The 11,997-nt window shown below is 41.5% G+C and carries 12 protein-coding genes and 1 pseudogene; 10 read left to right on the plus strand and 3 right to left on the minus strand.

Going from position 1 to position 11,997, the window contains the following annotated elements:
* Positions 1-450: 450 nt before the first annotated feature.
* Positions 451-1,080: an MBL fold metallo-hydrolase gene (locus D7D54_RS04750; RefSeq protein ID WP_120718938.1), complete on the plus strand. Its 630-nt coding sequence runs from the start codon at positions 451-453 to the stop codon at positions 1,078-1,080.
* A gap of 127 nt (positions 1,081-1,207) precedes the next feature.
* Here the strand turns inward: D7D54_RS04750 and pepO are convergent, their stop codons facing one another.
* Positions 1,208-3,100 (minus strand): endopeptidase PepO, encoded by a 1,893-nt coding sequence (gene pepO / locus D7D54_RS04755; protein ID WP_120718939.1) that lies wholly within the window; start codon positions 3,098-3,100, stop codon positions 1,208-1,210.
* Between the two features lie 179 nt (positions 3,101-3,279).
* On the opposite strand from pepO, the gene D7D54_RS04760 reads away from it, so the two are divergent.
* The 9 genes and pseudogenes from D7D54_RS04760 to D7D54_RS09605 form a co-directional block, all read left to right on the plus strand.
* Complete coding sequence (locus tag D7D54_RS04760) at positions 3,280-4,002, plus strand: metal ABC transporter ATP-binding protein (RefSeq protein ID WP_120718940.1); 723 nt, start codon at positions 3,280-3,282, stop codon at positions 4,000-4,002.
* On the plus strand, positions 3,999-4,847 hold the full coding sequence (locus D7D54_RS04765; RefSeq protein ID WP_000559787.1) for a metal ABC transporter permease: 849 nt from the start codon (positions 3,999-4,001) through the stop codon (positions 4,845-4,847). Before D7D54_RS04760 ends, D7D54_RS04765 begins: the two co-directional genes overlap by 4 nt.
* A 31-nt stretch (positions 4,848-4,878) precedes the next feature.
* Positions 4,879-5,808, plus strand: a complete 930-nt coding sequence (psaA, locus tag D7D54_RS04770; RefSeq protein WP_033682181.1) for a metal ABC transporter substrate-binding lipoprotein/adhesin PsaA — start codon at positions 4,879-4,881, stop codon at positions 5,806-5,808.
* A 228-nt stretch (positions 5,809-6,036) separates the two neighbouring features.
* Positions 6,037-6,531 (plus strand): thiol peroxidase, encoded by a 495-nt coding sequence (gene tpx / locus D7D54_RS04775; protein WP_120718941.1) that lies wholly within the window; start codon positions 6,037-6,039, stop codon positions 6,529-6,531.
* A gap of 78 nt (positions 6,532-6,609) precedes the next feature.
* Complete coding sequence (locus D7D54_RS04780) at positions 6,610-7,260, plus strand: metal-dependent transcriptional regulator (protein WP_120718942.1); 651 nt, start codon at positions 6,610-6,612, stop codon at positions 7,258-7,260.
* Between the two features lie 118 nt (positions 7,261-7,378).
* The gene (locus D7D54_RS04790; RefSeq protein WP_208636625.1) at positions 7,379-8,086 is read left to right on the plus strand and encodes a nicotinamide mononucleotide transporter; all 708 of its coding nucleotides are present in this window, start codon (positions 7,379-7,381) and stop codon (positions 8,084-8,086) included.
* Between the two features lie 129 nt (positions 8,087-8,215).
* Entirely contained in the window at positions 8,216-8,629 is a 414-nt protein-coding gene (locus D7D54_RS04795) for a hypothetical protein (protein WP_020902425.1), read from the plus strand.
* An 18-nt stretch (positions 8,630-8,647) separates the two neighbouring features.
* Positions 8,648-8,800 carry a hypothetical protein gene (locus tag D7D54_RS09375; protein ID WP_020902424.1) on the plus strand — a complete coding sequence of 51 codons (153 nt, stop codon included), beginning with the start codon at positions 8,648-8,650 and terminating at the stop codon, positions 8,798-8,800.
* A 76-nt stretch (positions 8,801-8,876) separates the two neighbouring features.
* Positions 8,877-9,167: pseudogene (locus D7D54_RS09605) on the plus strand (hypothetical protein); the annotation flags it as partial.
* A gap of 38 nt (positions 9,168-9,205) precedes the next feature.
* On the opposite strand, the gene dtd reads toward D7D54_RS09605, so the two are convergent.
* Together dtd and D7D54_RS04815 are read right to left on the minus strand one after the other, a co-directional pair.
* Positions 9,206-9,649, minus strand: coding sequence for a D-aminoacyl-tRNA deacylase (gene dtd, locus D7D54_RS04810; RefSeq protein ID WP_020902423.1), 444 nt, complete (start codon positions 9,647-9,649; stop codon positions 9,206-9,208).
* Positions 9,650-9,678: 29 nt separating this feature from the next.
* Positions 9,679-11,901 (minus strand): RelA/SpoT family protein, encoded by a 2,223-nt coding sequence (locus tag D7D54_RS04815; RefSeq protein ID WP_049552186.1) that lies wholly within the window; start codon positions 11,899-11,901, stop codon positions 9,679-9,681.
* Between the last annotated feature and the right edge of the window lie 96 nt (positions 11,902-11,997).

Raw genomic sequence — 11,997 nt, forward strand, 5'->3', positions numbered from 1 at the left:
TAGTCCATAGCAAATAAGATGGCGTATTTTTTATTCTAAATTTAAAATAAATATTTTCCGAAAATAAAATGATTTTCAGACTCTTTAACTTGTATAAGCAGATGTACCAAGCTGTTATAGGTCACATACTATATCTCCGTGGCATTAGTATATTAATTTATGTTAATTATACATGTATATTTTGATTTCTTTTATTACTAACTTTCTTCTAATACAGAGTACAATTTACTTGTTTCATTAATTTACTCTCCAGCTCGTTAGCTTTAAATTACAACTAAATCAATAAAAAGCTCTAGCTAGTTCATAACTCTAAAAATAGCTATCTTTATTTTAGACAGAATGAAATAGATAACCAGTAACCTTCTTTAAAAGAGAAGGATTTTCTGTCCACTCTATTCTCCCTAACTGTGCTATACTTATCTTAGTACATTCTTTGAGATTGGAGCCGATATGAAAATCCATAAAACTGTGAATCCTGTTGCCTATGAAAACACCTATTACCTAGAAGGTGAAAACAACCTCATCGTTGTTGATCCTGGTAGCCATTGGGAAGCCATTCGTCAGACAATAGAGAACATCAACAAACCTATCTGTGCTATTCTCTTGACCCACGCCCATTATGACCATATCATGAGTCTGGACCTAGTTCGCGACACTTTTGGCAATCCTCCGGTCTATATCGCAGAGAGCGAAGCCAGCTGGCTCTATACTCCCGTCGATAATCTCTCTGGGCTTCCTCGCCACGATGATATGGCAGATGTGGTCGCAAAACCTGCAGAACACACCTTTAGCTTTCATGAAGAATATCAACTAGAGGAATTTCGTTTCACTGTCTTGCCAACACCAGGGCACTCTATCGGTGGTGTTTCTATCGTCTTTCCTGATGCTCACCTAGTCTTGACAGGTGATGCTCTTTTCCGAGAAACCATCGGACGGACCGACCTTCCAACTGGTAGTATGGAGCAACTCCTTCACAGTATCCAGAACCAACTTTTCACTCTACCAAACTACGATGTCTATCCAGGACATGGTCCAGCTACTACTATTGCTCATGAAAAGACCTTCAATCCTTTTTTCTAACAAGATAGTGACAATGACTATCCCATTTTAAGTACATTATCCAGTATTCTTTCCACAATAAAAGGCATCCTATCAAGGTTTTCACACCTGATTGGATGCCTTTTTTCTGATGACTAGATTTTTGGCATTACCAAATAATCACGCGCTCTTCTGGTGAACGCCACATACCGTCTCCTTCTTTGACATCATAGGTTGTAAAGAAATCATCGAAGTTTGGTACTTGTACATTGACACGGAGTTTGGCTGGTGCGTGCACATCGACGCTAGCCAAAAGTTTCATAAATTCTGGACGACCTTTCATGCGCCAGATACGACCGAAGTTGTAGAAGAATTCTTCTGCTGAGAAGTCTGCTTCTCTCTTAGCTGCTTCAAGCGCTGCAGCGATTCCTCCCAAGTCAGCCACGTTTTCTGATACAGTCAATTTACCGTTGATGGTTGCTCCATAAGAATCCTGTCCATCAAATTGGTCAATAACTTTTTGTGTTTTCTCCTTGAAGGCGGCATAGTCGCTCTCTGTCCACCAATCCTTGAGACTACCATTTTCATCAAAGGAAGCGCCGTTGGTATCAAAGGCATGGGAAATTTCATGGGCAATAACTGCTCCAATACCACCGTAGTTAGCAGAAGATGACTGATGTAAGTCATAGAAAGGCGCCTGTAAAATAGCCGCTGGAAAGACAATCAGGTTCTTCTGTGGATTGTAGTAGGCATTGACCATATGAGCAGGCATCCCCCATTCCTTGTAGTCTACAGGCTGGTTCCACTTGCTCCAACTGTGTTTGATTTCCACACGCGCAAAGGCTAGAGCATTGTCAAAAAGGCTAGCATTTTCATCCACTACCTTGTCCTTGTAGCGTTCTGGTAATTCTTCTGGGTAACCGATATAAGGCTTGATGACATTGAGTTTGACGATGGCCTTGTCACGAGTTTCTGGAGTCAGCCAGTCATTTTTAGCCAAGCGTTCTTTATAAACATCAATCATGGTTGCCACTTTTTTCTCTACGTCCGCCTTAGCTTCTGGAGAGAATTTTTCATGGGCATACCAGAGACCCAAGGCTTGTTTGAAAGGACCTTGTGCTAGCTGGTAGGCTGCCTTGACCTTGTCTTTGGCTTCTGGAACACCTGAAAGCGCACGGCTATAGGCACCTGACAAGACACGAATTTCTTCTGTTAAATAGCTGGTTGAGAGATTCACAACACTCAAAATCAAGGTTGCCTTGAGGAGAGGCCAGGCCTCTTCACTATAGAATTGGTCTGCTGCTTGCCAGAAACGTTCCTCGTCTACGATAACCTTGTCTGGTACTTGTCCAAGAACGGCTTGGAAGAAGTCATCCAAAGGTAGGGCAGGCGCAAATTTCTTGAAATCTTCATATGAATATGGGTGGTAGAGCTTGGCATACTCTGAACTTTCTTCATTAGAAAGCACCACTGCCGCAACTCGACGGTCCAATTCTAGTCTTTTCACTAGCAAGTCTTCAATTTCTTCATCAGAGAAATCATAAGCCTTGAGGAGATTTGCGCTGCTTTCTTTCCAAAGAGTCAAGAGCTCTTCGCGCTGAGGATGGTCTTCTGCATAGTAGGTCGTATCTGGCAGGATTGTGCTTGGAGCACTGGCCCATAGAACATTGATTCTAGCATCCATAAAGTCTGGCGATACACCAAAAGGAAGGAAGTTTGGTTTTCCTGCAAGTTCAAACTCTGCTAGTCTAGCAGTGAAATCCGCAAAAGTCTCCAATTCTTGGAATTCTTTAAGGAGTGGCAAAACAGGTTTGATACCGTCAGCTTCTCTCTTGTCAAAATCACGAACTAGGCGGTGGTATTTGACAAAGTTTTCCAAGATAGCATCCTCAGGCACCTCTTCTCCTGCCAACCACTTGTCTGTTGTAGCCAGCATCAAGTCTTCAATTTCCTGGTCTAAATCAACAAAACCTCCCGTTTGAGACTTATCTGCTGGGATTTCAGCTGTCTTCTGCCATTCTCCATTGATGGCATCATAAAAATCATCTTGATAACGTGTCATCTTGTTCTCGCTTTCATTTTTTAAGTTATTGCTAGCTTAACAAAAATTGCTTGGGAATGCAATTAAAAATGGACTTTCCTTTTCCATCATTTTTCAGTTATTATTTTAAATTTTTCAAAAATTAACTTGACTTAATTTTTTTTTTAAGGTATATTAAGAGGCAGGAGGAATACAACTGTATGATACGTATCGAAAACCTCAGTGTCTCCTACAAAGAAACATTGGCACTTAAGGATATTTCACTAGTGCTCCAAGGACCAACAATTACCGGTATCATTGGTCCAAACGGTGCTGGAAAATCAACATTATTAAAAGGTATGCTGGGAATTATCCCACATCAAGGTCAGGCATTTCTCGATGACAAGGAAGTTAAAAAATCCTTACACCGAATTGCCTATGTCGAACAAAAAATCAATATCGACTACAACTTTCCCATCAAGGTCAAGGAATGCGTCTCGCTAGGACTCTTTCCCTCTATCCCTCTCTTTCGCAGTTTAAACGCTAAACATTGGAGAAAAGTAGAGGAAGCCCTTGAAATCGTCGGCCTAGCTGACTACGCTGAGCGTCAAATCAGTCAACTATCTGGAGGTCAATTCCAGCGGGTTTTGATTGCCAGATGCTTGGTGCAGGAAGCCGATTATATCCTCTTGGATGAACCCTTTGTTGGGATTGACTCTGTCAGTGAGGAAATCATCATGAATACGCTGAGGGATTTGAAAAAAGCTGGGAAGACGGTTCTCATCGTCCACCACGACCTCAGCAAGGTTCCCCACTACTTCGATCAAGTCTTGCTTGTCAATCGAGAAGTGATTGCCTTTGGTCCAACCAAAGAAACCTTTACCGAAACCAATCTCAAAGAAGCTTACGGTAATCGACTCTTTTTCAATGGAGGTGACCTATGATTGCAGAATTTATCGATGGATTGCAAAAATTCCATTTCCTACAAAATGCCTTGATAACAGCTATTGTCGTCGGGGTCGTAGCTGGAGCTGTAGGATGTTTCATCATTCTACGCGGGATGTCACTCATGGGAGATGCCATTTCACATGCTGTCTTGCCAGGTGTAGCCCTCTCCTTCATCTTGGGCCTTGACTTCTTTATCGGAGCCATTGTCTTTGGATTGCTAGCTGCTATCATCATTACCTACATCAAGGGAAACTCGATTATCAAAAGCGATACCGCCATCGGCATTACCTTTTCTTCTTTCTTAGCCCTCGGTATCATCTTGATTAGTGTCGCTAAAAGTTCAACTGACCTTTTCCATATCCTTTTTGGTAATATCCTAGCCGTCCAAGATACGGATATGTTTATTACTATGGGTGTTGGGGCAGTCATTCTCTTGTTAATCTGGATTTTCTTCAAGCAACTCTTGATAACTTCCTTTGATGAACTCTTGGCTAAAGCCATGGGAATGCCTGTCAATTTCTATCACTACCTTCTCATGGTACTCCTGACTCTCGTGTCTGTGACAGCCATGCAAAGTGTCGGAACTATCCTGATTGTAGCCATGCTGATTACCCCAGCTGCAACTGCTTATCTTTACGCTAATAGCCTGAAAAGCATGATTTTCCTTTCCTCAACCTTTGGAGCTACTGCTTCAGTTTTGGGACTCTTTATCGGTTATAGCTTTAACGTTGCGGCAGGTTCTAGTATCGTGCTTACAGCCGCTAGTTTCTTTCTCATTAGCTTCTTTATCGCTCCAAAACAACGATATTTGAAACTGAAAAATAAACATTTGTTAAAATAAGGGGTAAAGCCCCAATAAATTGGAGGATCTAATGAAAAAATTAGGTACATTGTTGGTTCTTTTTCTTTCCGCCATTGTTCTCGTAGCATGTGCTAGCGGAAAAAAAGATGCAGCTTCTGGTCAAAAACTAAAAGTTGTTGCTACAAACTCTATCATCGCTGATATTACTAAAAATATTGCTGGTGACAAGATTGATCTTCACAGTATCGTTCCTGTCGGCCAAGACCCACACGAATACGAACCACTCCCTGAAGACGTTAAGAAAACTTCTCAAGCTGATTTGATTTTCTATAACGGTATCAACCTTGAAACAGGTGGCAATGCTTGGTTTACAAAATTGGTAGAAAATGCCAAGAAAACTGAAAACAAAGACTACTTTGCAGTCAGCGAAGGCGTTGATGTTATCTACCTTGAAGGTCAAAACGAAAAAGGCAAAGAAGACCCACACGCTTGGCTCAACCTTGAAAATGGGATGATTTTTGCTAAAAACATCGCAAAACAATTGAGCGCTAAAGACCCTAGCAACAAGGAATTCTACGAAAAAAATCTCAAAGAATATACTGATAAGTTAGACAAGCTTGATAAGGAAGCTAAGGAGAAATTTAACAACATCCCTGCTGAGAAAAAACTCATTGTAACCAGCGAAGGATGTTTCAAATACTTCTCTAAAGCCTACGGTGTCCCAAGTGCCTATATCTGGGAAATCAACACTGAAGAAGAAGGAACACCTGACCAAATCAAGACCTTGGTTGAAAAACTTCGCCAAACAAAAACTCCTTCACTCTTTGTAGAATCAAGTGTGGATGACCGTCCAATGAAGACTGTTTCACAAGACACAAACATCCCAATCTACGCACAAATCTTTACTGACTCTATCGCAGAACAAGGTAAAGAAGGCGACAGCTACTACAACATGATGAAATACAATCTTGATAAGATTGCTGAAGGATTGGCAAAATAATACTCTTCGAAAATCAAATTCAAACCACGTCAACGTCGCCTTGCCGTACTCAAGTACAGCCTGCGGCTAGTTTCCTAGTTTGCTCTTTGATTTTCATTGAGTATAAGCCTCTGAAAAACGTCATTCTTTTCCGAATTGACGTTTTTTCTATGCCCATATTTCCGGTCAAATCATTGGAAAATTCCGACTGTTTCAGCTAAAATGGAAGAAAAAAGATTGGAGTATCTTATGGTAACTTTTCTCGGAAATCCTGTGAGCTTTACAGGTAAACAACTACAAGTCGGCGACAAGGCACTTGATTTTTCACTCACTACAACAGACCTTTCTAAAAAATCTCTGGCTGATTTTGATGGCAAGAAAAAAGTTTTGAGTGTCGTGCCTTCTATCGATACAGGTATCTGCTCAACTCAAACGCGTCGTTTTAATGAAGAACTGGCTGGACTGAATAATACGGTTGTCTTGACTGTTTCAATGGACCTCCCTTTTGCCCAAAAACGTTGGTGTGGTGCTGAAGGTATTGAAAATGCCATCATGCTCTCAGACTATTTCGACCATTCCTTTGGACGTGATTATGCCCTCTTAATCAATGAGTGGCACCTCTTGGCACGCGCAGTCTTTGTCCTCGATACTGACAATACGATTCGCTACGTTGAATACGTGGACAATATCAACTCTGAACCAAACTTCGAAGCTGCAATTGCAGCTGCTAAAGAACTAAATTAGAAGCCATTGTGGCAGATAGCTAGAGAAATCTAGCTTTTTTTGATATACTAGATAAAGATATTAGACAAGAGGAAACGAATGACCCCGAATAAAGAAGATTATCTAAAGTGTATTTATGAAATTGGCATAGATTTGCACAAGATTAGCAACAAAGAAATTGCGGCTCGCATGCAAGTCTCTCCCCCTGCCGTAACTGAAATGATTAAACGGATGAAAAGTGAAAACCTCATCCTCAAGGACAAGGAATGCGGTTATTTACTGACTGACCTCGGGCTCAAACTAGTCTCTGAGCTCTACCGTAAACACCGCTTGATTGAAGTTTTTCTAGTCCATCATTTAGACTATACAAGTGACCAGATTCACGAGGAAGCTGAAGTCTTGGAACATACTGTCTCTGACCTATTCGTGGAGAGACTAGAAAAATTGCTTGGCTTCCCCAAGACCTGCCCCCACGGCGGAACCATTCCTGCCAAGGGAGAACTCCTGGTTGAAATTAATAACCTCCCCCTTGCTGATATCAAGGAAGCTGGCGCCTACCGCTTGACTCGAGTGCATGATAGTTTTGACATTCTCAATTATTTGGATAAGCACTCACTTCACATCGGTGATTCGCTCCAAGTCAAGCAGTTTGATGGCTTCAGCAATAGCTTCACTATCTTCAGTAAAAACGAGAATTTACAAGTAAGTATGGATATTGCCAAACAACTCTACGTCGAAAAAATCGACTAATTTCTCAAGCACCCCAACCAACCCTGAAAGTTTAATTTTCAGGGTTTTATTTCTAGCATTTGATTTTGCTTTCATTTAGTTGTAGAATATTTGTTAAAAAAGAAAGATAGTTTAAACTATGAAAAAATCACTAAAAATTTTTGCGACATCCAAATGGTTTGACCTCTTTGGAGTTGCTCTGGTCGTTGGGATTGCGATTGCATCTGGTTACCTCAACTCACGCCTTGATAAATTCGTAGACTGGGGACCATGGACTGCCCTTGTCCCCTTTGGATTGATTTCCGTAACCAACGTTGGGATTTCTATGTTGTCCACTCGTTTCACGGGAAAATTAAGCAAATGGGGAAATTACTTTGGTATTGTTAATACCATTTTGTCTGGTAGCATTGATTATATCCTTGGAAATAAGGCGGCCATTATCACCTATCCTGTCACCTTCCTCATTTATACCTTTGCTATTAAGAAATGGGAAGCTTCGCAAGAAGGCAGACCCAACCAAATGAGCCAAAAACAGCTAAAATTGGCAGCCATCATCATTTCCATCATCGCCTTCCTCTTTGCCTTTGTGACCAACTATATCGGCTATGGGGGCAAGATGAATCTCCTTGCCTATGTAACAACCATTGCCTTTGCACTGTCCCTCATTGCCAATGCTTTTAACGCATTGAAACTAACAACTCAGTGGGGCTTTTGGTTGATTTACAATTTTGTGCAGCTTACAAAGGCTGGTATTCAAGGAAACTTTGCCAATATCGGAAAATACATCTTCTATATCCTCAATGCAATCGGAGCTTTATTTGTCTGGAATGATGAAGAAGTAAGATAATAGAAGAAAACTTAAATAAAAAAACAAGTCGACTTAAGAGAATCTCCCTTCTGCTATTTTTATCATTTTACTTGTAACTCCCATTCTTTTGGAGTAGAATGAAGCTAGATAAAAGAGGGAGGTCATCTTATGAAAAATCTCTTTAGAATCCATTTTATAGCAATTGCAGTCATCGATTTGCTACTATTTGCATTTTTTAGCACTAGACCCGAGACAGCTTTCGACCGGCTCTTGCTCTCTGGTTTTATTTTCCTCCTTACTCAAGGACTCCTGTTATTTCGCTTGCTTGTCCAACTCAAACATCAATTCACTGAGATTTATCCTCAAATCAATAAAAAGATTCGCTTCTACTATTTAGGGGTTCTCTCCATTGATTTTCTATTTTTTGTCCTTTTAGCCTTCGTTAGTTCTCATCGTTTTTCATCTCTTATGCCAATCATCACTGCTTGCCATTCTACTTTATATTATATGACGGCTGACTACCTAAGAGAACACTATCCAGATTTTTACGATAAACACATCTCTTTATGGGAGTGTCTCTAAGGAAAAGGAGGTTTTAGCATGAAAAAAATCATCTTCATCAAAAGCATTCAACTCCTTGTCATTGATGGAATCATGCTGGCATTTTTGACATTTAAAGGGAGGCTTACTTGGGATTGGATTTTGATTTATAGCGGTTGGCTTATACTCAATGAAAATCAAAGAGCAAACTAGGAAGCTAGCCGCAAGCTGTACTTGAGTACGGTAAGGCGACGCTGACGTGGTTTGAATTTGATTTTCGAAGAGTATTATTTTCTTTCATCCTGTACTATTGACCTATCTGTCTAATCAGCTTTGTGACCACTTTAGTCAACTCTATTCCCAGATTAGACCGAGATTCTGGCGCTTTGCCTTACAAATCCTCCTATGGGATAGCCTGATGATTCTCTCCTTGATATGTTTAAGTGGTATCCCACTTTTCCTCCAGGGAACTCTCCTAATCCTAGGACACCTCATCCCTTCCTATCACATAAGCCAAAGTTTGAAAAGAGACTTCCCCAAGGCCTATCAGGAACAGATTTCATTTTGGAGTATTTTATGATAGATGAGAAAAACCAAGCCGGCCGGGCTTGGTCTTTCTTATCTATTTTTAGTATCAAGAATAATGGTAACTGGTCCATCATTAACCAGCTCAACCTGCATGTCCGCACCAAAGATACCTGTCTGAACGGGCACTTCCTGCGCTAATTTTTGATTGAAAGCATCATAGAAGTCTGAGGCCATATCAGGCTTGGCTGCACCTGTAAAAGCTGGACGATTGCCTTTCTTAGTATCTGCAAAGAGAGTAAACTGAGAAATAGAGAGGATTTCTCCTTCAATATCTTTGACAGACAGGTTCATCTTGCCTTCTGCATCTGAAAAAATCCGCATGTTGACAAGCTTTCTCACAGCGTAGTCCAAATCTTCCTCTTGGTCCTCTGGCCCAACACCAACCAGCAATAAAAGCCCCTGATTGATTTTTCCATGAAGCTGACCTTCGATACTCACTTGGGCTTTTTTAACCCGTTGGATAATGATTTTCATAATAGCCTTTCTAGTAAGAACTAGGACAATTAGCCGTTGGTCCGTTTGACAGAATAGACTTCTGGCACGCTCTTAATTTTATCTACAACCGTAGTCAGCGTCGAGAGATTAGCAATGCCAAAGGATACATGGATATTAGCAAACTTCATATCCTTGGTTGGTTGGGCGTTTACTGTTGAGATATTCTTAGTTGTGTTTGAAAGAACTTGAAGAACATCGTTTAAAAGTCCTGTACGGTTGAGGCCATAAATATCGATATGGGCCATATACTCCTTATTTGAGCTAGAGTACTGGTCTTCCCATTCCACATCAAGGAGACGTTGCTCGTAGTTTTCTTGGGCACGCAGGTTCATACAGTCCACACGGTGAATAGCCACACCACGCCCTTTAGTGATATAGCCGACGATGTCATCACCAGGAACAGGATTACAACACTTAGCAATCCGTACTAGGAGACCTGATGCACCTTCAATAACCACACCTCCCTCATGCTTGACCTTGAGGGTTTCTTTATTTTCAACCTTGATCTCGCCACCTTTGACAAGTTCCTCTGCTTCCGCCTTGGCCTTGGCACGCTCTTCCTCACGGCGTTCCTTTTCAGTCAGACGGTTAAAGACGGTAATAGCACCGATTTCTCCAAAACCAATAGCCGCAAAGAGGGATTCTTCTGTCTTGTAACTGGTCTTTTGCAGAACTTGGTCCATGTGACGCTTGTCCATGAATTTATTGGCCACATAGCCGTTTTCTTGGAACTGAGCCATCAGCATCTCACGACCCTTGTTGACAGACAATTCCTTATCTTGGTTTTTAAAGAACTGGCGAATCTTGTTACGAGCCTTGCTGGTCTTAACCATATTGAGCCAGTCACGGCTAGGTCCAAAAGAGTTCGGGTTGGTGACAATTTCAACCTGATCCCCTGTCTTGAGCTTGGTTGTCAAAGGAACCATACGACCATTGACCTTGGCACCAGTTGCTTTTTCCCCGACTTTTGTATGAATTTCGTAGGCAAAGTCAATCGGTCCTGAATCTTTTGGAAGGGAACGAACAGCTCCATCTGGGGTAAAGACGTAAATCTCCTCAGCCAGATAGTTTTCCTTAACTGAATCGACAAATTCCTTGGCATCATCAGCCTGGTCTTGAAGTTCCATCATCTCCTTGATCCAGTTCATCCCAATAGCAGATTCCTTGCTGTTAACCTGCCCCTTAATGCCTTTCTTATAAGCCCAGTGAGCCGCAACCCCGTACTCAGCGACCTCGTGCATTTCCTTGGTCCGAATCTGGAATTCAATCGGCCCTTTTGGCCCATAGACAGTCGTATGGATAGACTGATAACCATTGGCCTTGCGGTTAGCGATATAGTCTTTGAAACGACCTGGCATTGGTTTCCAAAGCTCATGTACATAACCAAGCATGGCATAAACATCACTTTGGGTATCTAAAATACAGCGAATGGCAATCAGGTCATAGATTTCCTCAAAACGTTTTCTCTTATCCTGCATTTTGCGGAAAATCGAGTAAATATGCTTAGGACGACCGTAAATCTTCCCTTTCAAGTGACGATCCGTCGTATATTCCTCTAATTTTGTAACTACCTCATCCACCAAGGCTTCACGCTCTCTGCGTTTTTCCTTCATCATATGGGTAATCTTGTAAAACTCCGTTGGATTAAGATAACGGAAAGATAGGTCTTCCAATTCCCATTTAACGCTAGAAATCCCCAGACGGTGGGCAAGCGGCGCATAGATTTCCATAGTTTCTTTGGAAATACGCTCCTGCTTGTCTTTTCGAAGATGTTTCAGGGTCCGCATATTGTGTAAGCGGTCAGACAGTTTAACCAAGATAACGCGGATGTCCTCAGACATGGCCATGAGCATCTTGCGATGATTTTCAGCCAACTGCTCCTCGATTGATTTGTACTCGACCTTACCAAGCTTGGTAACCCCATCAACGATTACCCGCACGTCAGGGCCAAACTCTCTTTCCAAATCATCCAGAGTCGCTTCTGTATCTTCTACCACGTCATGCAAGAAACCACAAGCTACCGTTACAGCATCCAGCTTGAGCTTAGCTAAAATACCTGCCACTTGGATGGGGTGAATAATATAAGGCTCACCTGATTTGCGATATTGACCACTATGGCATTCCACCGCGTAGACCAAGGCCTTATGGACAAAATGGACATCCTCTTCCGTTAAATATTCTTTGGTTAAAGCGACAACTTCTTCGCCTGTTAAATTCACTTCTTTCGGCATCTCTACTCTCCAATTCTTCCTACCATTTTATCACTTTTTTAAGAATATGAAAACTAGAAAATTCCCTCTCAATCAATCCACATCTCAAAAAACACT

Origin of the sequence: Streptococcus chosunensis, from assembly GCF_003626515.1 — a bacterium.
In the GTDB taxonomy this organism is placed as follows: domain Bacteria; phylum Bacillota; class Bacilli; order Lactobacillales; family Streptococcaceae; genus Streptococcus; species Streptococcus chosunensis.